This window comes from Pseudomonas sp. H1_G08 (assembly GCF_054681355.1).
In genome coordinates this window covers 1,914,670-1,935,697 of sequence record NZ_CP162822.1, presented here as the reverse complement: position 1 = coordinate 1,935,697, position 21,028 = coordinate 1,914,670, and the positions used below count along the sequence as shown (strand labels likewise).

Below are 21,028 nucleotides of genomic sequence, written 5' to 3'. Positions count from 1 at the left end.
GTGTGGGGAAAACGCTGACCCGTCTGCTTACCAGTTGTAGCTCAGCTTGGCGGTAATCTCGCGGCCCGGGTTGTAGAAGTTCGCGGTGCCGGAGCCGACCACGTGCTGCTCATCCAGCAGGTTGCTGACGTTCACCGCCAGGTCGGTGCCCTTGGCGATCTTGTAGTTGAAGGCGGCGTCGAACAGGGTAGTGCCATCGCTTTTGCCGGAGTTGGCTGCATCGAAGTAATAAGCGCCGACGTAGCGCGCACCCAGGCCCACGCTGACATCAGTGGCGGGTACGTCGTAGTAACTCCACAGCGAAGCTGAATGCTTGGGTGCCGTGGCGAATTCGTTACCCTTCAGCGAGCTGCCGTCGTACAACGAACCGCGCAGTACCTCGGACTCCATGTAGGAATAACCACCGATCAGGCTCAGGTTTTGCGTCACCTGCGCCTTGGCCTCCAGGTCGAGGCCACGCGCCCGCGATTCGCCCACTGTCTGCTGCTCGATGATGCCGCTCGGCAGCACCACGGCGATGGTGACGTTTTCCTGGGTCAGGTCATACACGGCGGCGGAGAACAGTGCATCCATTCCCATCGGCGCATACTTCACGCCCACTTCGTACTGCCTGCCTGTCTGCGGTGTCACGCCAACCTGCGGCGGCGAGACGGATTCGACCATGCTCACGTAGGTGGACACCTCATCGTTGACGATATAGGTCAACGCACCTCGGTAGGAGGTTTCGGAGAAGTTGTCTTTTTCAGTGGATTGCAAGCCTTTGCTGGTCAGGTCCATCGAGTCGTTGCGCACGCCTCCGGTGACGATGAAACGCTCGTAGAACGACAGGTTCTGCTGAAGGAAGACGGCCTTGGTGGTCGCCTCTCGCTTGTTGACGGCATACGGCGCGATTGAGCGTGGAACGCCAGTAAACACAGGGTTGGCAATATCGATCGGGGTTGTCAGGGCGTAGACCGAGCTTTCCTTGGTGGTCGAATCGAGATACTCCACGCCCACCAGGCTGCTGCTGTCGATGTTCTCGAAGCGGGCATCGTATTGCAGCATCAGATTGCCGTTGAACTGGTCAGCTTCGGTGTCGGTGCCAAACAGGTATCGATCAACGGTGGTACCGACACGCGCGGCGCTGTCGCTGAGGTACACGTAGCCGAAATCATCGGTCAACTTGCTGTAACGCAGATTGCTGCGCAGCACGAAACCGTTGTCGAAATCATGGGTGACGTTACCGCTGAGGCTGGTGCGCTCGACATCGTGGAAGTTGTAGCTGGGCTCGCCATAAAACTTGCTGCGGTCGTATTCCCGATCCAGCGGATAGCCGCCGCTGTTGGGCGAACTTTCGGTTTTCAGGTAATCCAGAATCATCGTAGCCGACGTGTAATCCGTCGGTGCCCAGGTGAGGCCACCCATAAACAACTGGTTGTCGTCCTGCGAATGATCGTACTCGCGGTCGCTGTTCTGGCCTTTGGCAGTAAAGCGGCCGGCCAGGGTTTTTTCGTCGTTCAGCGCATCGCCGACATCGATGCCGGTCTCGACATGGTCAAACGAACCGTAGGTCACATAGCCTTGGCCAAACTTCTCGAAGCGCGGCTGTTTGGTCACGAAATTTACCGAACCGCCCGGGTCCGCAGGGCCAAACAGGGTGGAGTTGGCGCCCCGCAGAATCTCGATGCGCTCATAGGCGAATGGGTCTTCGCGTACGCCGCGCATTGAGCTGAGGGTCAAGCCGTCACGGTAGGTGGTGGCCTGGAAGCCGCGGATCTGGAAATAGTCGTTGCGATCATCCGTACCATAAAAGTCACTGACCACGCCCGGCGTATATTGCAGCGCTTCTTCCGTGGTGCTGACGCTGCGCTGCTGCATTTCCTTGTTGGTCACCACCGACACCGATGCCGGTGTATTGAGAATGCTGGTTGCCACCTTGCCGCCCACCCAGAGTTCCTTGGCAACCACCGAGTTGGCGTCGTCGTCGGCACTGACCCGAACCTTGGCATTGATGATGAGCGGGGCGAGGCGGTAATCCTCGACGGCCGTTGCGTCGAGCTCCAGCGGGCCGGCGGTTTTTGCTTGAGGGGTCAGCAGGTAAGCATTTGGACCTTGCTGTTCGATCTGCAATTCGCTGCCCTGGAGCAAGGATGACAGCGCTGCCGATGTATCGAGCGTGCCATTCACGCCAGCCGTGGTGCGGTTCGCCACACTCGACGCGTCGAAAGAGAGGCTGATGCCAGCTTCGCGCGCAAAACGGTCAAGCGCTGGCGCCAGTGGGCCGGGGGCGATATTCCACTGTTTGACTTGATTGCTGTGATCAGCGCCCGAGGTTTGCGCCAGCGATGGCAATGCGTAGCTGCTCACGATCAAACCCAGGATCGCACCGTGCATGGCACGACTTAATGGATGGCGCTGTGAAACCGGGGACGAACTCATTTTCTCGCTCCAAGAAAGGACATCGGCAGACTGGCCTGTATTCCGGCCTTCCTTACAGGTCGAACGAGAATGAGAAACCACCTCATTATTTTTCAGGTAGCGAAAAAATATTCGGGTGGAGTCAGGTGGCAGCGGTTACGGTGACCCAATAACGGGTTCGGTAATCAATGTGCAGGCGCAGTGACTGCGCGATCAATGCCAGGACCCGATCGTTGTCGGCGAGCTGGAAAGTGCCGGAAACGCGACGATCAGCGACCTCTTCGGCGCAGCGCAGGACTCCTGGGCGATAACGCGACAACTCTGCGATGAAGTCTCCAAGGCGCATATGGTTCGCACTGATCACTCCGTCACCCCAACCCCATAGATCAAGGCCGTTGTCCCTGAACGTTCGGGCGTCACTTGAGGTGAACAGCAGTTGGTTTCCTGCCAGGACGTTGTGGCTCGCAGACGCTTGGCCGGAACCGGGGAAAACCGTGACTGATCCTTCCTGAGCTGCGACCAGTGTGCCGTCGTCACGCTCGCGGACCAGAAAGCGCGAGCTGTGGGCTCGCATGATCCCGTCGCGTGATTGCACCCACAACGGCCGCGCTTGCGGCGAGTGTTGATCCGCACCGACATTCACGATGATTTCACCACGGCGCAGGATGATCAGGCGTCGCTGGGCGTCGAAATCGCTGTCGACGGCGCTGTCGCTATTGAGCTGGATTAGGCTGCCATCATCGAGTTGGAAACGTCGTTGCTCGCCGGTGCTGCTGCGCTGTTGTGCAAGCATGGAGGGCAGGGGGGTGTAGTCACGGCCGAGCCAGGCTGCCGTGCCGACCGTCGCCAATACGCCCAGCAGCTTCAGGCTTTCCCGCCGGCGCATTCCATGTTGGGCGCCCTTAAGGGTTTGTCGAGCCAGCTGAGCTGGCACGCCTTCAAATTCATCGCCAAGCGTTTCCACACGCTGCCACGCCAATCCATGCTCCGGGCGCTGCTGCAGCCATTGCTCGAACGTGCGCTGTGTCTGTTCATCGGCTTGATTGAAGCGAAGGCGCACCAGCCATTGGATTGCCTGCTCGACAATGGCCGGATCCAGCGCCTCGGGCTCAGGCCTCGACATAACGCAAGCGATAGCAGTGTTGCAGGGCCGTGGCCAGGTCGCGCTCCACCGTCGCGCGGGAAACACCGAGCTTTTCGGCGATTTGTGCGCAGGTCAGACCGTCGAGTCGGGCAAATAAAAACGCCTGGCGAACTCTTGGTTTAAGCGAGTCGAGCAGACGGTCTATGCGCTCGAGGGCATCAAGAATCATCAACCGGCTTTCTTCCGAGGGAACCTCGTGTTGCGGCAGCAAGGTGATGCTTTCCAGGTAGGCACGTTCCAGTTCGCGACGACGATACTGATCAATCATCAACCCGCGGGCAATGCTGCTCAAATAGGCGCGTGGCTCGCGCAGGGCGCCGGACTGATGGCGGTGCTTGAGCACTCGCACAAAGGTGTCCTGCGCCAGATCTGCGGCGTTGTCGCGACAGCCGATGCGCCGAATCAGCCAGCCCTGTAACCACGAGAAGTGGGTGCGATAGAGCAGCCCTGGATCTGCAGTACCTAGTGTTTCGTCGCTACGCATCGGCATCCCGGGACATACATGATTGATAATGAATCGCATTCTACTCAGGCGATTGATCTTAGGCAAACATGCGCAGCTCAGCGCCTGCATGCAGGCGAATGGCATGGTTGTGCAGGAACTACGAGTGGAAGATGCGTCCGGCAATTGGATAGATTGAACGCTCGCCGTCCCGAGTGGCTTGCCTTCTACCCGAGTGGCTTGCCTTCTAAAGGGAGAGGACGTTGCCCGGGCTCACATCTGCGAACCAATCGACCAGCATGTCCGTCAGCACCCGTATCTTTCGCGCAGGGTGCTGGCTTTGGGGGCGAACAATGTAAATACCCGCCGGAACAGGGGGATATCTGTGCATGACGGACACCAATGCGCCAGATTTGATGTGCTCGTCGATGACGCTGTCAGAAAGGTACCCTAGACCCAGACCTGCAACGGCTGCCGCGGCGAGCGCGACAGGATTGTCAGCCTTGAAGCGCCCTTGGGGATTAACCATGATGGACTTTTGGCCATCCATAAACCGCCAGGTTTCCGCACCTTGCATAAGAGATTCATGCGCAAGAATCTCGTGGGGAGCCTCTGGCGCTCCATGTGTACTCACATAGCCTGGGCTTGCCACGAGTTTGCCGTGAATGCTGCCCACACGCTTTGCGATGAAATTGGAGCTCTGTAAATGGCCGACCCGAATAGCACAATCGAAGCCCTCGCCAATCAGATCGACGATACGATCGCTGTAACTTGCATGAATGTGCAGGAGAGGGTGGCGTCGCCCCATTTCAGCAAGCACGGGGGCAATATGTGTCGGGCCGTACGAGATCGGTGCTGCGATCCGGAAGCGACCTCGAAGGTCTCCATCTGGAACAATGGCGTCCCTGGCCGCGTCAAACTCAGCGACGATCCGCGCCGCATACTCTCGCAAGGCGGCTCCCGCTTCGGTGACAGCAGCACCACGGGTTGTCCTGGCCAATAGCTGCACACCCAGTTGGGTTTCCAGCTTCAGAAGCCTGCGGCTTATTATCGATTTCGCAACACCCAGTCGCCGGGCCGCCGACGAAACACCGCCCGCGTCGGCTACCTCGACGAAGGTTCGAAGATCATCAATATCCAATGCTTCCTGCCTCTGCAAATGGCCATTAGTGCGTTTCAACCCCTGACCAACAGTCCATGGCTGCCGTCCACTGCGGACAGCTGCCTGAGCGTTAGTCAAGCGATCGCACCGCCGTCCACGGTCAGGATGGCGCCAGTGATCAGGCTCGCGGCAGGACTGGCCAGATAGACCACCGCACTCGCAACCTCGCGAGGCTCGCCAAAACGTCCCAAGGACGACAGGCTCCGCTGAAAGTCGCCGGCGGGGCCGAAGGCTGGATTTGCGTCGGTGTCGACCGATCCCGGCTGAACAAGATTAACGGTTATGCCGGTGGGGCCGAGTTCACGTGACAAACCCCGGGTGAATGCGAGCAACGCCGACTTGGACATTGCATAGGCTGTTACACCCGCAAAGGGCACCCGCTCTGCCAGTCCCGAGCCAATTGTGATGATTCTTCCGCCAGCGGGCAGATGCGGGATGACCGCCTTTGCGAACAGGACGGGGCCTCGCACGTTGATATCCATCAGTGCTTGATAGTCGTCTACATCAATGTCGGCGATCATTCCGCTCAAGCCGATAGCCGCGCTATTGACGAGAATATCGAGGCCGCCCAGCGTCGAGATGGCCTGCGCGACTGCGCATTCAATGGCTTGCGGGTTGGCACTGTCGGCTTGAATCGCGATAGCACGACGCCCTTTATCAGCGATGAATTTGGCCACTGCCTCAGCTTTTTCCGTCGACTGCTGGTAGGTGAACGCAACATCGGCGCCATTCTCTGCCAGTGCCACTGCGATAGCGGCGCCGATCCCGCGAGCTCCTCCCGTCACCAACGCACGTTTTCCTTCCAAATCGATCATTACTCACCTGTCTGGCATGCAGTTATTTGGCCGCGCGCATTCACCAAGGATGGTGCAAGCGTGCCGATACGGGGGCGGATATTAGGGATCCAGTTCCTTGGTTTGTAGTCTCGTGGGTTGTATTACTGTGTCGCACAAATCGGAACATCCAACCGGGTGTTGGCGTTATTCGCGAGTGAGGAATGAAACTTTGGAGAAATATTCGGGTGCGCTGATCAGGACTGGACGTATTAGCCGCGATAGCTCTGATGGATCAATAAGTAAGCCTGGTATCCATACTTTGCTTTCAGGACTCACTCTAAGGGAGCTTGCAATCGGGTCTTTCAGCTCTGTGGCGACTCAGGAATATGTGCCGCCTGGTCGCAGTATTCAAGCAGCAATTCGGTGAGCACCCTTATCTTTCGCGCAGGGTGCTGGCCTGGCGGTCGAACTACATAAGCGCCTGCTGGAGGCGGCGGATAATCCGTCATGATCGCTACAAGTGCGCCGCTCGCCAAATGCTCATGCGTGACCCAGTCAGGTAACCAGGCAATGCCGATGCCGGCCAAAGCTGCGGCCAGCAATGCGGTGCCATTGTCGGCTTTGAACGTTCCCTGCGGGCGCACCGTAACCATCGTGTCACCATCCATGAATGACCACGATTCATTGCCTTGCATCAGTGCTTGGTGGCTGACGACTTCGTCGGGTGTTTCGGGCGCTCCATGCGCCTTGATATAGACGGGGCTTGCCACCAATTGGCCAAAGATCGGTCCGATACACCGGGCGATCATGTTGGAATCGGGCAGGTAGCCCACCCGTATCGCGCAGTCATACCCCTCGGCGATGAGGTCAACGAAACGATCGGTGTAGTTCGTTTGCACATGAAGCTGTGGGTGACGCCTGGCCATTTCCGCGAGGATCGGCGCGAAATGTATTGGCCCCAAAGTCAGGGGCGCGGCGATCCGCAGGCGGCCACAAAGCTCGCCGGAAGGCAAGATCGCATCGCGTGCCGACTCGGCCTCAGCGCATATTCTGGCGGCGTAGTCGCGGAAGGTCGCCCCAGCTTCGGTAAGGGCCGCACCGCGGGTGGTACGCGCCATCAGTTGCACGCCCAGCTCTGCTTCCAGGCGGGCAAGCCGGCGACTGACGATAGATTTCGACGTGCCCAGGCGCGTTGCCGCACGGGAAATGCCGCCGGCATCGGCCACTTCTACAAAGGTTTCAAGCTCTTCTATATCCATTTCCACGTTCCTTTTTTTGTCACGCAGCTACGCACGGAATGCGACTACCAGAACGTACATCTGAACTGCACATTACGGAGTTCGCGCCTTGGCGCCAATAGCGGTTCCCGGGGACGTCCTGATCTGTGCGTACATGGGGCCACTTTTCGAGCGGCCGGCAGTGCGTGCGAGTGTCGACAAGCTGCTACAGGATGTATTGCGGGGGCGTATACGGGTTGTCGTTGAACGGGCCTTTACCCTATCGCAGGCTGCTGCGCATGACTTCGCGGAGCGAAGCAAACCGCTGGGGCGCGTCGTCATGAAGCCGTGAAGCCATCGCCAGAGAATGGCAGCAAAAACCGTGGCGTTCCTCATTCCGCGACACAGTTAGTCATTCGCTGCTACTACCCGAAGGTTTGAGGGCGCTGCACAGTGCATGAGGCATCGCCGCTCATAAGGCGCGCTGCACGGAAACTGATCCCGCAAATAAACGTGCCAACCCACGGCAACAAGAGGATGGATTAATGGCTTTTCGTAACGGTCTTGCTTCGCTTCTTCGTCCAGAAGACTCCGTACTTGTGTTGATCGACCACCAGCCTTTTCAACTCACCAATCTCAATAGCCACGATCCGCACGCAGCGGTCAACTGTGCGACAGCATTGGCGAAGGCTGCGAAGGCGTTTAACGTCCCGACCATTCTGACCAGTGTGATTGCCGAGCGTGGCGGTTGGATCTTTCCGCAAATCACCGACGTTTTCCCCGGTCAAAAGGTGATTGACCGAACGCTCATCAATACTTGGGAAGACAAGAAAGTAGTGGACGCGGTCAAGGCAACAGGCCGCAAGCAATTGGTCCTGGCTGGCCTGTGGACTGAGGTCTGCGTCGCCATGCCAGCGATTCAAGCACTAGGCGAGGGCTGGGACGTTACCGTGGTCACCGACGCGTGCGGTGGCGTTTCGGTCGAAGCCCATCAAGTCGCCATCCAACGCATGGTCGGCGCCGGGGCAAATGTCATGACCTGGTTGGCAGTCATGGCTGAATGGCAACGCGACTGGGCACGCCTCGATACGGCAGGCGCTGTAACCGATGTGCTTCTCCAGCATGCTGCAGGTAGCGGCATTGCTTATCTGTGGGAGCAGCAATTGCTCGACACGCCGGTACCCGCTGAAGGTTGATCAGCACGGGAGTGAGGGGCCAGTGAAGTACCGCTTTGCCAGGGAGGCGCCCCATTCCCGCGTTCATCGACGGCCGATACTGAAGGCGTGCATTCGCAATCTGCTGGGATATTGCGAATGACCAATACCTAGTCCAACACAGCACATGGCCGGCTCGGGCCAGATCACCAACATTAAGCCTGGCTGACTTTGGCGCTTGGTAACTGCCTTCATCTGCCCGCGAAGCCCGTGCACCGTCATGTCTTTGCATCGGGAGGCCCGCTGGCTCTGCGTAGCAATGCACTAAAATCCCTTCATATCGCGATCGATTGTTTCGGTGCTTTCACTCGGCGCCACAGCTTGATCAAGACCGCTCAAAACAATAATCGAGGTCTCTCTCAATGGCTGTCAGTTACAACCCTGAGCTCCACTATTCCGGCTTTCACGACCTGAGCGACCAGGTTCGTTTTCAAAGCACGGAAGGCAAGATCTGGTTTGGCGAGCAGCGCATGTTGTTGATGCAGGTATCGGCGATGGCTAATTTTCGCCGTGAACTCATCAATAGCCTCGGCGTCGACCGCGCCAAGGGGTTCTTCTTGCGCCTTGGCTACCAGTCTGGACTCAAGGATGCGGAAATGGCCCGCAAGCTCAGACCAGACAGTCCGCAGTTGCAGATGTTTCTGGTCGGCCCGCAACTGCATTCCCTCAAAGGTATGGTCAATGCGAAACCCATTCAGTTAGAGCTGGATCAGGAGAGCGGCCATTTTTATTGCGAGCTCGAATGGATTGACTCCTTTGAGGTCGAGACTTGCCTGACTGAAGTCGGCCTGATGGAGGAACCAGTCTGTTGGTCTTTGTTGGGCTACGCCTGTGCGTACAGTTCTTCATTCATGAAACGCGAAATCATCATCCAAGAAACGACCTGTCGCGGATGCGGGGATGAGCGCTGCATCATTATTGGTAAACCTGCCGAGGAATGGGAGAACGCCGCAGAATTCAGACAGTACTTTCAAGCCGACCCAATCATCGAGGAGCTGTATGAACTGCAATCACAGATCAGCTCTCTGCGTAGAAGCCTGGAGAAGCAGGAAGCTCAATTCTATGGAGTAGGGCGCTCGCCTGCCTATTTGAAGGTATGCAAGATGATCGACAAGGCTGCCAAAGGAAAAATTTCCGTCCTACTGCTCGGAGAAACTGGCGTCGGCAAGGAGGTCATCGCACGGAGCGTGCATCTGCGCAGTGATCGCGCCGAGCAAGCGTTTGTCGCAGTGAACTGCGCTGCCATTCCTCAGGACCTGATTGAAGCCGAATTGTTTGGTGTTGAGAAAGGCGCTTTTACCGGCGCCAATCAAACCCGCCCAGGACGCTTTGAACGGGCCAACGGAGGGACGATTTTTCTAGACGAGGTGGTGGAGCTGACGCCCAGAGCGCAGGCGACATTACTTCGGGTACTGCAAGAGGGTGAACTGGAACGGGTAGGCGATTCCCGAACCCGCAAGATCAACGTGCGAGTCATCGCTGCTACCAATGAAAGCCTCGCCGACGCCGTCGAAGCGGGCCGGTTTCGCGCCGATCTTTATTACCGCTTGAATGTGTTTCCGGTGCAGATTCCCCCACTGCGCGAGCGACTTGAAGATCTGCCACTGCTGGCCGAGCACTTTATAAGCAAATTTCACTTGCAATATCACAAGCGAACGCTGGGTTTATCAGACAAAGCTCTTGAATTGTGTCGCCGCTACGCCTGGCCGGGGAATATTCGCGAATTGGAAAATACGATTGAGCGTGGCGTCATCCTGACCGACAGCAACGAGACCATAGGCCAGGATGCACTCTTTGCAGTCTTCCCAAAAACAGACGATTCGCACGGTGATCGTCTCAACTCTGATGGCGCGTTAGTTCAGGCTGGCGGTGAAGAACCTTGTCCCGATTGGGTTACGCAGATCTTTGATAAAAACATCAGCCTGGATGCTGTGGAAGAACGGCTGATGCGCCGCGCCATGGAGCTTTCACACCAAAACGTCTCGCAAGCCGCTCGCATGCTCGGCTTGACCCGGCCGGCACTGGCCTATCGCCTGAAGAAAAGCGGCTTGTTGCATGACGAGAGTCTTGAGTGACTTTGCGTGGCCGCCTGGCGGTTCACCGTGGACCACGCTTGAGCTGGATTGATCAAATCAACAAAACCTCGCCGAGACTTCATCAAATGATCAAACAAGCCCTTCGATAAACTCCGAGCCCGATACTCGCGACATCACATTAAGTTATATGTCATTGATAAATATCGATTTATATAAGTTTTATAAAATTGGCATAGCCCTTGCTCCAGTACCAATTGTCGCTTTTCGACGCGTAGCAATTTGCAACATGGGTTGGATGACCGCGAATCGCAAAATCGTACTCATAAATGGAGAGTTCATGAATACTCGAAGCATCAAATTGATCACTGCAGCAATGGCGCTCGCCTCATGGTTAGTAACAATCACTCCAGCGTCGGCGCAGTCAGCTACTGAAGCGCAATCTGCTGCTTCACTAGCGGTTGTCGTGGAATTCCTGGCCAATACCGCACCCGATAAAGTCGAAGCCGCGGCAATGAGGTTGGCAGCTCCAGACGCCACCTATGTTTCTCTAAACTTTGACAATCCAGAACTCAGAAAAATCATGCCGTGGACCGGCACAAACAAAGGTCCCAAAGCCTTTAGCACTTTGTTTTTGCAGGTCTCAAACTACTGGAAAATCGAAGACTTTACGATTACTACCAAAATCGCTTCCGGCGAAGATGTCGCGATTTTCGGTAAGTTCACCTACCGCTCCGTGGCGGTCGGACATCTGTTCACATCACCGTTTTCCATCCATGCGAAAGTTCAGGATGGAAAGATGACCTATTTCCAGTTCATGGAAGATACCTACGCGTCTGCCAGTTCGTTCCGGCAGTCCGGTTCATGGACCGTGAAGACATCCAAAGATGCACTTCCCTTCAAGGTGGGAGCGAATTAGCCGCAGATGATGTGCACTTGCAAAAGCAGCTTGGCAAGCGTTTTTCGGGCATTTAACTGAACCCCGCGAACGCGGCTGAACAATGCTGCATTCGTAAATTCAAGGGGCTTTTCGGCACCCCTGAACTCGTCCGGAAAGTGGCTTTTAGCCCTACCAGGACGGGTAGCGTTCTGCTTGCGCAGCCACGCATAACGCCGCTTTCGTATTGCTCTACTTACCAAAGGAAATCCGCCATGTCCAACAAGTACTTAGAAATACTGACCCCGCAAAACAGCCAAGTGATTTTCATCGACCACCAGCCCCAAATGGCCTTTGGTGTGCAGTCGATAGATCGGCAGGTGCTGAAAAATAATGTCGTGGGGTTGGCCAAGGCTGCCAAAGCGTTCGGCATACCTACCACCATCACGACTGTGGAAACCGAGGGTTTCTCTGGCAATACATACCCTGAGTTGCTAGCGGTATATCCGCAGAACAAAATCCTCGAACGTACTTCAATGAACTCCTGGGATGACCAAAACGTTCGTGATGCCCTGGCAGAGTCCGCCATTGCCGGCCGTAAGAAGATCGTCGTATCCGGCCTGTGGACCGAGGTCTGCAACACGACCTTCGCACTGTCCTGCCTGCGCGATACAGACTATGAAATCTATATGGTTGCCGACGCCTCGGGTGGCACCTCGATCGACGCGCACAACTACGCCATGGACCGCATGATTCAGGCCGGTATCGTACCGGTTACCTGGCAGCAGGTGCTGCTCGAATGGCAGCGGGATTGGGCGCGCAAGGAGACCTATGAAGCCGTCATGGGGATCGTGCAGGAACATTCCGGCGCCTACGGGATGGGTGTGGATTATGCCTACACCATGGTGCATAAGGCGCCTGAGCGGGTGCAACACGGCGAGCACATCGGTCCAAACCCTGCTAAATAAATCCGTTATGCAAGAGCTGTCGCGCAGCGCTGACGCGATAGCTCCACCCATCGGCGTTATTGTCCAAAACACGAGGTGGAGCATGAGGATGTATGCAGTCTAAAACGTCCAGTCAGACGTGAGTAACCGGTTCTCGAGGTTCGCTATTCCCTGAAGGCCCTGGAAACGGGCTTTATATCTGTGAGGCCTCTACCTATGACATCGCGCCGAAAACTTCTCCAGGCCGCCTCCACCTTAGCGTTAGGGGGTGTCTTTGGACGCAGCGCTTTTTCCGAAACTCTAAGTAGGGAAGGGCCGAATATGACCGATTCCATTCCGGACATCATTTTCCACAATGGCGAGATCACTACACTGGATCGCGCCAACCCAGTCGCCCACGCCGTTGCAATCAAAGACGGCAAGTTTCTGGCTGTAGGGTCAGACCAGGAAGTCCTGGCGCTGGCTGGCTCAGCCACAAAAGTTGTCGACCTCAAGCGCCGTTGTGTGCTCCCTGGCTTAGTCGATAACCATACCCACATGGTCCGCGGCGGCCTTAACTACAATCTGGAATTGCGCTGGGACGGTGTGCGTTCACTGGCTGACGCCATGGACATGCTCAAGCGCCAAGTGGCTAACACACCAGCACCGCAGTGGGTTCGCGTGGTAGGTGGCTTCACTGAACACCAGTTCGCTGAAAAGCGTTTGCCAACCATAGCCGAGATCAATGCGATCGCGCCCGATACACCTGTATTTCTTCTGCATCTCTATGACCGGGCCTTGCTCAATGGTGCGGCCTTGCGCGCGGTCGGCTACACCCGAGATACCCCCGAGCCACCAGGCGGGAAAATTTACCGCGATGCCAATGGTGCGCCTACGGGCCTGCTGTTGGCCACGCCCAACGCGACGATCCTTTACGCCACGTTGGCCAAGGGACCGAAGTTGCCCTTCGACTATCAGGTCAACTCCACTCGCCATTTCATGCGCGAGCTCAATCGCTTGGGTGTGACAGGGGTTATTGATGCGGGCGGCGGTTTCCAAAACTATCCCGACGATTACGCAGTGATCCAGAAGTTGGACAACGATGGGCAAATGACGGTCAGGTTGGCTTACAACCTGTTCACTCAGAAACCCAAGGAAGAGAAGGAGGATTTCCTCAAGTGGACCTCCAGCGTTAAGTACAAGCAAGGAAACGACTACTTCCGTCACAACGGCGCGGGCGAAATGTTGGTGTTTTCCGCTGCCGACTTCGAAGATTTTCGCCAGCCGCGACCGGACCTGCAGCCCGAGATGGAGGGAGAACTGGAGGAAGTTGTGCGCATCCTCGCAGAGAACCGATGGCCGTGGCGGTTGCATGCCACCTACGACGAAACCATTACCCGAGCGCTGGATGTATTTGAGAAGGTCAACGAGGACATCCCCCTCGCTGGCATCAATTGGTTCTTTGATCATGCCGAAACCATCTCGGACAAATCAATCGACCGTATCGCCGCGCTCGGCGGTGGCATCGCTGTACAACATCGTATGGCTTATCAGGGGGAGTACTTCGTCGAGCGCTACGGCGCCCGTGCGGCGCAAGCGACCCCGCCCGTAGCGCGCATACTGGAAAAAGGGGTGAAAGTGTCTGCAGGCACCGATGCCACCCGGGTTGCCTCCTACAACCCCTGGGTTTCGCTATCCTGGATGGTAACCGGTAAAACGGTGGGCGGTCTGAATCTGTACCCTCAACGAAACCTGCTTGATCGCGAAGCGGCGTTGCGGATGTGGACAGAGAATGTCGCCTGGTTTTCTAACGAAGAGGGCAAACGTGGTCGCATCCAGACCGGTCACTTTGCTGACCTGATTGTGCCAAGTAAGGACTACTTCTCTGTGCCTGAAGAGGAGATTTCATTTCTTACCGCCGATATGACCGTGGTTGGCGGGCGCGTGGTTTACGGGGCCGGCCAATTCGCCAGGTTTGACGACAACCCGCTACCGCCCGCCATGCCTGACTGGTCGCCGACGCGTACCTTTAAAGGTTATGGCGCCTGGGGAGACCCAGACGGAGCAGGCAGAAACTCGCTGGCTCCGCTGCGCGCCCAAGTCGCGGCCTCGTGCGGCTGCGCAAGCTTTTGCGGCCTGCACGGTCACGATCATGCCGGTGCATGGGGATCCAATGCTCCAGTATCGGACCCCCGAAGTTTTTTTGGTGCCTTGGGCTGCTCCTGTTGGGCCGTGTAGAAATGGGCCGGTGATCGATCAGCTATCCTATGAGGGTCATCGGCCATTACTCCTGCACTGCCAGCGCGTCAATCAATTCTTGGGTGGTCACGATTGAATGAGCGAAGGTCGGCCCGTTCAACTCGTGGGGTGCTACGTGTTTGACGCTTTTGGCTGGGAGAATGGCGGCGAGGACGTTGCGGACCATTGCGCACGCGTTTGGCCGAGTGCGCTCTAAAGAGATTACAAGGAACTAGGCAGCCACAAACTCGATCACCGTCTTGCCCTTGCCGCGGCCTTCGGCGACTTGGCGAAATGCCTCGTTGACGTCCTGCGGCGCAAAGTGCTGTTGATCCACGCGGATCGTCAGTTGACTCGCATTGGCCAGCGCAGCAGCCTCGCGCAGGATAGCGCCGTGGTGTTCGCGTCCTTTGCCGGTGAGCAGTGGTGCCAGGGTGAAGACGCCCGAGTAGGAGGCACTTTTGAACGATAACGGTGCCAGGCTGTGCTGGCCCCAACCCAGGCAGCTCAGCACGTGCCCGGTATAGGCTTTCACGGCTTTGAATGATGCATCCAGCGTGCTGCCGCCGACGGTGTCGTAGACAATGTCGAACCCTTCGCCGGCGGTGTAGTGCTCGACATAATCCTCAACGCTCTGAGCCTGATAGTCGATCGCCGTGGCCCCCAGCGAGCGTATGAAGTCGAGACTGCCCGCCGAGCCGGTGGCGTAGACATCGGCACCGCGTGCCTTGGCCAGTTGCACAGCCACTTGGCCGACCCCACCCGCGCCCCCATGAATCAGGACACGCTGACCAGAGCGGACATTGGCGTGATCGACCAGACCTTCCCACGCGGTGATGAATACCAAAGGCAATGCAGCCGCCTCACGCATGCTGAGGGTGTGTGGCTTGACCGCGATCAGGCGGGCATCCACGGCAATATACTCGGCCATGGTGCCTTGGGCACCGCCGATCCCGCCGGGCATGCCGAAGACTTCCTGGCCCGGGGTGAACCCCTCGACCGCTTCGCCCACTTCGACCACCGTACCGGCAAGATCAAGGCCGAGCACCGCCGGCAGCGTTTGGCGGGCGTGGGCCCCTGCGCCGGCGGCAATTTTGGTATCGAGCGGATTGACCCCTGCGGCGTGAACCTTGACCAGTACTTGCCCCTTACCGGGAACAGGGCGGTCGATGTGACGGATGGCCAGAGGGGATTGAGCGGACTCGGCGATGGCGGCAAGCATGGAATGTTTCATGACGGGAACCTGTGTTGGGATGGACGCTTACAGATTGCCGCGCTTTAATCATTCCGATAAGAAACCCAATTTGCATATGACTTATTCCCCAAAGAGAACCAATCGTCGATGGATCTGTTCGACAGCATGCATGTCTTTGTTCGCGTCGTGGAGCGCGGGTCTTTCTCGGCGGTCGCCCGTGAACTGAACATGGGGCAGCCAGCAGTGAGTAAGCAAGTGCGCGCGCTGGAGCAGTACCTGGGTGGGCCATTGTTCGCACGCAGCACTCGGCACCTGGCCCTGACCGACCAAGGTCAACGCTTCTACGACCACTGCCAGGAAATTCTCGGCCACGTCGAAACTGCCACGCGAAGCTTCACCAGTGGCCAGGAGCAGATCGCCGGCCCTTTACGAGTCGCCGCCCCGGTCAGTTATGGAAGGTTATGCATCGCACCGCTCATAGGGATTTTCCTGCAACGCCATCCAGGTGTGCGGATTGACCTGCGGCTGAGTGACCATAATGAAGACCTGCTCAAGGAAAACATCGATCTGGCTATCCGCATTGGCGCGGTGAAGAGCGAGGGATTGGTGGCACTGCCACTGGGCGATAGCCCACGGCGTGTCTATGCCGCGCCCGGTTACCTGGCTCTGCACGGCGTGCCACGTGAGCCCAGCGAACTGTCAGGTCACAACTGCATCGCCTTCACGTTGCTGGAGCATTACGACCGTTGGACCTTTACGCACCTCGGCCAAGCGTTCGATGTAGGTATCCAGGGCAACGTCACCAGCAACAGCAGCGAGGCCATCCGCGAAATGGTGCTCTCCGGCCTGGGCATTTCCCTCTCACCGCAATGGCTGTTCACAGCTGACGTTGAGCAGGGCAGGGTGAGTACCGTACTCGACAACTATCAGACCAGCGCGCTGCCGGTCAGCGCCGTACTCAGCCGCGAGCGACGACGTTCAGCGCGGACAATGGCGTTCATCGATTTTCTACGCGAGCAATTGTTGTAGCAGCGCCTTGTCATACGCCGTCCGCTGCTTTCTTCTCCGGGACCATCAAACTATCTGATGACAGTCCCAAGTCGATTACTGCCGTATTTTTCCATCTACCAGACATTTGATGCGGCCGAGTATTGGCACGGCAGCACGTGCCGGGGAGACCAGCTCATGAGCGTACGCCTGCGGCCTGCTGCAACCGCCGCACCGCGTCCCGGGCCTGGGCGCCGAGTTCGGCCAGGTCGAAGTCAGGCAACTGGTCGTCGTGTACGGTCAACCGCCCAGCGACCAGCAAGGCGCGCAACGTCGGGCGTCCTCCGCCCACCACCGGCCCGATCGCCGGGTCATGCAGGCCGAAGTATCGCGGCTGGTCCAGGCGGTAGATCGCCAGGTCGGCCGCCATGCCCACTTGCACGCTGCCCACGGCGTCCAGCCCCAGCACCCGAGCCCCGCCAGACGTACCCCAGCGCACCACGTCTTCCACCGTGGCCGCGCTGGCACCGCCTTCCTCGTCACCGCCGGCATAACGCGGGCGGGCCCGATCGCCAAGTCTGGCCCGTTGCATCAGCCAGGCGGCGTGGGTTTCGCTGATCATGTCGCAGGCCTCGTTGGAGGCGGCGCCATCCACGCCAATCGACACCGGCATTCCCGCAGCCTCCATGGCCACCACATCGGCAATGCCACTGCCCAGGCGGCCATTGCTTTGCGGGCAATGCGCAATGCCCGTACCGCTGGCCCCGAGCATGCGGATTTCCTCGGCGTCGAGTTTCACTAAATGCGCGAACCACACGTCCGGGCCGAGCCACTCGTGTTCGGCACAGAACGCCACTGGCGACATGCCGTGGCGTTGCTGCACCTCATTTTGATATTCGACGGTTTCGCTCAGATGGCTGTGCAGGCGAATGCCCAGTCGCCGGGCGACCCGGGCGGTTTCGCGCAGGTGTTCGGCAGGCATGGAGTAGGGCGGGCTGGTGGGCGCCATCACCACCCGCCGCCAGGCATCAGCGGCCGGGTCGTGGTAGCGCCGCACCAGACGCTCGACGTCGTCCAGGTATTGCTCCAGGGTCTCCGGCCCGGCCACGGACTTGCCTTCGGCTTGTCGTGCTTGCGTGGCTCCGCCACGGCAGAGAACAAACCGCAGCCCCAGCCGTTCGGCTTCCTCGAACAGCACCTCGGCACTGTCAAAGTCCATGCCCGGCAAGTACAGGTAATGATGGTCTGCGACGGTGGCGCAGCCGGATCGTGCCAATTCGACCAGGCCAATGCGCGCGGCGAGGCGAAAGCTTTGCTCGTCAAACGCGCCGCGATAGCGATAGGGCACGGCACCCAGCCAGGCTCCCAGACTCTGGTCGATACCTGCGGGAATGCCTTTGAGCAGCGATTGAAACAGGTGATGGTGGGTATTGACCCACGCCGGGTAGACCACGCAATCGGTGGCATCCAGCACTCGCTCGCCGGGCTGGGGTTGCAGGGCGCCGATGGCGCTGATGCGGCCGTCGACGATACGGATATCAGGCCCGGCATGGCGCGCCGCCGCACCGGACAAACCGGTGAGGATGGCGCTGGCGTTACGTACCAGCCAGCTATTTTCAAGCTTCATGTGAGGCTCCATGCGCCGCGCCTGCGGCGGATTAAAAGGTTCAGCCGAGTTCGCTTTCGTGCCAGTTGCGCAGGCTCAACCGGGCCAGCACGGCCATCAGGCTGAATAACGCGACACCGGTCAAGGCGATCAGCAGCAGGGCAGCGAACAGCCTTGGAATATTCAGTTGAAAGCCGGCCTGGAGGATCTGATACGCCAGCCCTGCACCGGTGCCCCCGGTGCCGGCGACGAACTCCGCCACCACCGCGCCGATCAACGCCAGCCCGCTGGCAATGCGCAGCCCGGCAAAAAAACACGGCAGGGCGCTGGGAATGCGCAGGCGCAACAGCACCTGCCAGCGGCTGGCGCGGTTCAGGCGGAACAGATTGAGCAGGCCGGGGTTGACGCTGCGCAAGCCGAGTACGGTGTTGGCGATGATCGGGAAAATCGCCACCAGGGTCGCGCAAATAATCAACGCCAGCGTGGTGTTGCTGCACCAGATGATGATCAGCGGTGCCACGGCCACCACCGGCGTCACCTGCAACAGGATGGCGTAGGGAAACAGGCTGGCTTCCAGCACGCGGCTCTGCACAAACACAAACGCCGCCAGGGTGCCGATAAGCACCGCCAGGGCAAACGAGAAAAAAGTGATCTTCAAGGTCATCCACAATGCACCGAACAGCATCGGGCCATCGCTGATCAGCGTTCGGCCGATATCGACCGGGGAGGGCACCAGATACACCGGCACCTTCCAGGCCACACATGCCAATTGCCACAGACCCAGCAATACCGCGCCGAGCAGCAGCGGCGAGACGATGCGCAACACCGCGGGATGACGTAACCAGGGAGTAAAGGACGGGTTCATGAGCGGGCTCTCAATAAAGTCAGCAAGGATCGCCATTGGCCTGGGCCAGGAGCTGGGACAGACGTGCGCACTGCGCGATAAAGGCCGCAGAGGTGCGGTAGGCCTCGTCTCGTTCCAACGGGCCGTCGATTTCGATGTCGGCGATTACTCGGCCCGGGCGCGCACCCATCACCACCACCCGCGATGACAGGTAGACGGCCTCGAAAATGCTGTGGGTGACGAACACCACGGTCAGGTCGCGGCTAGCCCACAGCTGACGCAGGTCGCTGTCGAGCTTGTTGCGGGTGAACTCATCCAGGGCGCCGAAGGGCTCGTCCATCAACAGCAGATTGGGCTCGGTGGCCAAGGCCCGGGCAATGGACGCGCGCATTTGCATGCCGCCGGACAGTTCTCGCGGGTACACCTGGCTGAAGCGGTCCAAGCCGACAAGAGCAAGGGCAGCGTCGACTTTTGGCTGGCTCTGGGTTTTGGGCACATTGGCCAGATCCAGCGGCAGGCGCACGTTGTCGCTGACCTTCGCCCAAGGCATCAGGGTCGCCTCCTGGAAAACCATCGCCAGGCTTTGCCCTTGGGTCGGGCTGGCCGGGCTGTCTTTGCCCCACCAGCGCACGTGGCCGGCGGAGGGCTTTTCGAGGCCGGCGAACATTTTCAGCAGGGTGCTCTTGCCGCAGCCCGACGGGCCGAGCAATGAAACGAACTCGCCGCGCTGAATGGCCAGCTTCACCCGGCTCAAGGCCTGGGTGCCGTTGCTGTAGGTTTTTTCCACCTGATTGGCGAACAGTGGCGTTTGCACGCCGACGCTGTCGCCCCGTGGCAACGCCTGTGGCAGGGCGTTGGCCCCAGTTATGGTTTGCATCAACATAGCGCTCTCCCCTTGGGTCATGAGCGTCCGGTAAAGCCCCGGCACACCGGGGCGCTGACTTCAATGGCTGAGGAACACTTCACTTTCACCGTGGGCTTCGAGCAGGCCCAGCAATTGCCGGCGAATCACCAGGCCAGGCTTGTCCGACGGCATGTGCAGTTCCACTCGCCGGCGAGTATCGACACAGGCGTCGTAATCGGTGGCTTCGAGGATGTCGCGGTCTTCGGCGGTGATCGCTGCGTCCCAGTCGATCAGTTCCTGGGTCGAGCATTGCTCTTCGCTGTCATTGCGATACAACCACTGGACCAGCATCAGGCGCCCGTCTTCCATGGGTGTCGCGCAGTTGTAGATGATGTGGTGTATGCCGCTGTCCGGGTACATGCAGCCAAAGCGCCGGGAGAAGGGCAGGTAATAGCGATTGATCAGGTGGCGCTGGGTGATCGGCTCGCGGGTCCCGGTGATGCGATAGCTTTCCTCAGGATTGCGGATCGGCACCCGCGTCTCCGCCTCGAAGCCATAGTCGGTTTCGCGAAACTCGTAGCCGGCCGGCGCGGGCTGGTCGAAAAGGCCGAAATTGGCTTTGTGGACGAAGGAAAAATGCGAGTTGTCAAAGGAGTTTTCCATGACCCGCAGCGGGCTGGTTTTCCACTCTTCATAAAACTGGAAGATGCGCCGGTAGCCCGGGGCGCCATCCTCGGGAAACTCAGGGATTGGTTGCAGAGGATCGTCGAGGGCGACCCAGGCGTAGCCGTATTTTTCCTGGCAGTGAAAGGCCTGGACGGAGGCGCCCGGCGGAATCATGCCAGCGGGGTTTTGCGGGATCTTCACGCAGGTGCCGGTGCAATCATATTCCCAGCCGTGATAGCCGCAGGCGATGTTACCGTCCTCGCTGACAAAACCTTTCGATAGCCTGGCGGTGCGGTGGCAGCAACGGTCGCGCATGGCCACCGGGGTGCCGTCGGGGCGCTTCCACAGCACCAGCGCCTCACCGAGTAAAGTGAAGGGCTGCGGGCCGGCATCCAGCGCGGTCATGGGCAGCAGGGCATACCAGAAACGGCGCAATACAGGTTGTTTGGTGACCAACATA

Annotated in this window: 17 protein-coding genes and 1 pseudogene; 6 read left to right on the top strand and 12 right to left on the bottom strand. The window is 58.6% G+C overall.

Features of this window, described 5'->3' with window-relative positions; genetic code table 11:
• Positions 1–27: 27 nt before the first annotated feature.
• From AB4N85_RS08875 to AB4N85_RS08850, 6 genes are all read right to left on the bottom strand, one after another.
• The gene (locus tag AB4N85_RS08875) at positions 28–2,418 is read right to left on the bottom strand and encodes a TonB-dependent siderophore receptor (RefSeq protein WP_252867628.1); all 2,391 of its coding nucleotides are present in this window, start codon (positions 2,416–2,418) and stop codon (positions 28–30) included.
• Positions 2,419–2,539: 121 nt separating this feature from the next.
• The gene (locus tag AB4N85_RS08870) at positions 2,540–3,520 is read right to left on the bottom strand and encodes a FecR domain-containing protein (protein ID WP_252867627.1); all 981 of its coding nucleotides are present in this window, start codon (positions 3,518–3,520) and stop codon (positions 2,540–2,542) included.
• On the bottom strand, positions 3,507–4,025 hold the full coding sequence (locus AB4N85_RS08865; protein ID WP_051600722.1) for a sigma-70 family RNA polymerase sigma factor: 519 nt from the start codon (positions 4,023–4,025) through the stop codon (positions 3,507–3,509). Before AB4N85_RS08865 ends, AB4N85_RS08870 begins: the two co-directional genes overlap by 14 nt.
• Positions 4,026–4,230: 205 nt before the next feature.
• Positions 4,231–5,124 (bottom strand): LysR family transcriptional regulator, encoded by an 894-nt coding sequence (locus AB4N85_RS08860; RefSeq protein ID WP_122706226.1) that lies wholly within the window; start codon positions 5,122–5,124, stop codon positions 4,231–4,233.
• Between the two features lie 95 nt (positions 5,125–5,219).
• On the bottom strand, positions 5,220–5,960 hold the full coding sequence (locus AB4N85_RS08855; protein ID WP_206422152.1) for an SDR family NAD(P)-dependent oxidoreductase: 741 nt from the start codon (positions 5,958–5,960) through the stop codon (positions 5,220–5,222).
• A 323-nt stretch (positions 5,961–6,283) separates the two neighbouring features.
• Positions 6,284–7,180, bottom strand: a complete 897-nt coding sequence (locus tag AB4N85_RS08850) for a LysR family transcriptional regulator (protein WP_016774759.1) — start codon at positions 7,178–7,180, stop codon at positions 6,284–6,286.
• Positions 7,181–7,683: 503 nt separating this feature from the next.
• Here AB4N85_RS08850 and AB4N85_RS08845 point away from each other — a divergent pair.
• The 5 genes from AB4N85_RS08845 to AB4N85_RS08825 all read left to right on the top strand — a co-directional run bounded on the left by AB4N85_RS08845 (position 7,684) and on the right by AB4N85_RS08825 (position 14,426).
• The gene (locus AB4N85_RS08845) at positions 7,684–8,334 is read left to right on the top strand and encodes a hydrolase (protein ID WP_206420272.1); all 651 of its coding nucleotides are present in this window, start codon (positions 7,684–7,686) and stop codon (positions 8,332–8,334) included.
• Positions 8,335–8,714: 380 nt separating this feature from the next.
• Positions 8,715–10,427 (top strand): sigma-54-dependent Fis family transcriptional regulator, encoded by a 1,713-nt coding sequence (locus AB4N85_RS08840; protein WP_071172470.1) that lies wholly within the window; start codon positions 8,715–8,717, stop codon positions 10,425–10,427.
• Positions 10,428–10,725: 298 nt separating this feature from the next.
• Positions 10,726–11,304, top strand: a complete 579-nt coding sequence (locus AB4N85_RS08835) for a nuclear transport factor 2 family protein (protein ID WP_252867626.1) — start codon at positions 10,726–10,728, stop codon at positions 11,302–11,304.
• A 233-nt stretch (positions 11,305–11,537) separates the two neighbouring features.
• The gene (locus AB4N85_RS08830; protein WP_071172469.1) at positions 11,538–12,230 is read left to right on the top strand and encodes a hydrolase; all 693 of its coding nucleotides are present in this window, start codon (positions 11,538–11,540) and stop codon (positions 12,228–12,230) included.
• 195 nt (positions 12,231–12,425) lie between these two features.
• Positions 12,426–14,426, top strand: coding sequence for an amidohydrolase (locus AB4N85_RS08825; RefSeq protein ID WP_125916275.1), 2,001 nt, complete (start codon positions 12,426–12,428; stop codon positions 14,424–14,426).
• A gap of 46 nt (positions 14,427–14,472) precedes the next feature.
• Here the strand turns inward: AB4N85_RS08825 and AB4N85_RS08820 are convergent.
• Both AB4N85_RS08820 and AB4N85_RS08815 read right to left on the bottom strand, forming a co-directional pair.
• Positions 14,473–14,613: pseudogene (locus AB4N85_RS08820) on the bottom strand (cysteine hydrolase); the annotation flags it as partial.
• Between the two features lie 45 nt (positions 14,614–14,658).
• On the bottom strand, positions 14,659–15,660 hold the full coding sequence (locus AB4N85_RS08815) for a zinc-dependent alcohol dehydrogenase family protein (RefSeq protein WP_460067748.1): 1,002 nt from the start codon (positions 15,658–15,660) through the stop codon (positions 14,659–14,661).
• Positions 15,661–15,768: 108 nt separating this feature from the next.
• On the opposite strand from AB4N85_RS08815, the gene AB4N85_RS08810 reads away from it, so the two are divergent.
• Entirely contained in the window at positions 15,769–16,650 is an 882-nt protein-coding gene (locus AB4N85_RS08810) for a LysR family transcriptional regulator (protein ID WP_252867624.1), read from the top strand.
• Positions 16,651–16,804: 154 nt separating this feature from the next.
• Here AB4N85_RS08810 and AB4N85_RS08805 read toward each other — a convergent pair whose 3' ends face one another.
• The 4 genes from AB4N85_RS08805 to AB4N85_RS08790 are packed head-to-tail and all read right to left on the bottom strand — an operon-like array spanning position 16,805 to position 21,027.
• Positions 16,805–18,235 (bottom strand): amidohydrolase family protein, encoded by a 1,431-nt coding sequence (locus AB4N85_RS08805; protein WP_252867623.1) that lies wholly within the window; start codon positions 18,233–18,235, stop codon positions 16,805–16,807.
• Positions 18,236–18,275: 40 nt separating this feature from the next.
• On the bottom strand, positions 18,276–19,079 hold the full coding sequence (locus AB4N85_RS08800) for an ABC transporter permease (protein ID WP_252867622.1): 804 nt from the start codon (positions 19,077–19,079) through the stop codon (positions 18,276–18,278).
• 19 nt (positions 19,080–19,098) lie between these two features.
• On the bottom strand, positions 19,099–19,941 hold the full coding sequence (locus AB4N85_RS08795; protein WP_252867621.1) for an ABC transporter ATP-binding protein: 843 nt from the start codon (positions 19,939–19,941) through the stop codon (positions 19,099–19,101).
• Positions 19,942–20,001: 60 nt separating this feature from the next.
• Positions 20,002–21,027, bottom strand: a complete 1,026-nt coding sequence (locus AB4N85_RS08790; protein WP_133337697.1) for an aromatic ring-hydroxylating dioxygenase subunit alpha — start codon at positions 21,025–21,027, stop codon at positions 20,002–20,004.
• Position 21,028: the final 1 nt, after the last annotated feature.

What these genes read in the sequence shown, in the direction of transcription:
- AB4N85_RS08875 (WP_252867628.1), bottom strand. Translation starts at nt 2,418, where the DNA reads ATGAGTTCGTCCCCGGTTTCACAGCGCCATCCATTAAGTCGTGCCATG.
- AB4N85_RS08870 (WP_252867627.1), bottom strand. Translation starts at nt 3,520, where the DNA reads ATGTCGAGGCCTGAGCCCGAGGCGCTGGATCCGGCCATTGTCGAGCAG.
- AB4N85_RS08865 (WP_051600722.1), bottom strand. Translation starts at nt 4,025, where the DNA reads ATGCGTAGCGACGAAACACTAGGTACTGCAGATCCAGGGCTGCTCTAT.
- AB4N85_RS08855 (WP_206422152.1), bottom strand. Translation starts at nt 5,960, where the DNA reads ATGATCGATTTGGAAGGAAAACGTGCGTTGGTGACGGGAGGAGCTCGC.
- AB4N85_RS08850 (WP_016774759.1), bottom strand. Translation starts at nt 7,180, where the DNA reads ATGGATATAGAAGAGCTTGAAACCTTTGTAGAAGTGGCCGATGCCGGC.
- AB4N85_RS08845 (WP_206420272.1), top strand. Translation starts at nt 7,684, where the DNA reads ATGGCTTTTCGTAACGGTCTTGCTTCGCTTCTTCGTCCAGAAGACTCC.
- AB4N85_RS08840 (WP_071172470.1), top strand. Translation starts at nt 8,715, where the DNA reads ATGGCTGTCAGTTACAACCCTGAGCTCCACTATTCCGGCTTTCACGAC.
- AB4N85_RS08835 (WP_252867626.1), top strand. Translation starts at nt 10,726, where the DNA reads ATGAATACTCGAAGCATCAAATTGATCACTGCAGCAATGGCGCTCGCC.
- AB4N85_RS08830 (WP_071172469.1), top strand. Translation starts at nt 11,538, where the DNA reads ATGTCCAACAAGTACTTAGAAATACTGACCCCGCAAAACAGCCAAGTG.
- AB4N85_RS08825 (WP_125916275.1), top strand. Translation starts at nt 12,426, where the DNA reads ATGACATCGCGCCGAAAACTTCTCCAGGCCGCCTCCACCTTAGCGTTA.
- AB4N85_RS08815 (WP_460067748.1), bottom strand. Translation starts at nt 15,660, where the DNA reads ATGAAACATTCCATGCTTGCCGCCATCGCCGAGTCCGCTCAATCCCCT.
- AB4N85_RS08810 (WP_252867624.1), top strand. Translation starts at nt 15,769, where the DNA reads ATGGATCTGTTCGACAGCATGCATGTCTTTGTTCGCGTCGTGGAGCGC.
- AB4N85_RS08805 (WP_252867623.1), bottom strand. Translation starts at nt 18,235, where the DNA reads ATGAAGCTTGAAAATAGCTGGCTGGTACGTAACGCCAGCGCCATCCTC.
- AB4N85_RS08800 (WP_252867622.1), bottom strand. Translation starts at nt 19,079, where the DNA reads ATGAACCCGTCCTTTACTCCCTGGTTACGTCATCCCGCGGTGTTGCGC.
- AB4N85_RS08795 (WP_252867621.1), bottom strand. Translation starts at nt 19,941, where the DNA reads ATGTTGATGCAAACCATAACTGGGGCCAACGCCCTGCCACAGGCGTTG.
- AB4N85_RS08790 (WP_133337697.1), bottom strand. Translation starts at nt 21,027, where the DNA reads ATGTTGGTCACCAAACAACCTGTATTGCGCCGTTTCTGGTATGCCCTG.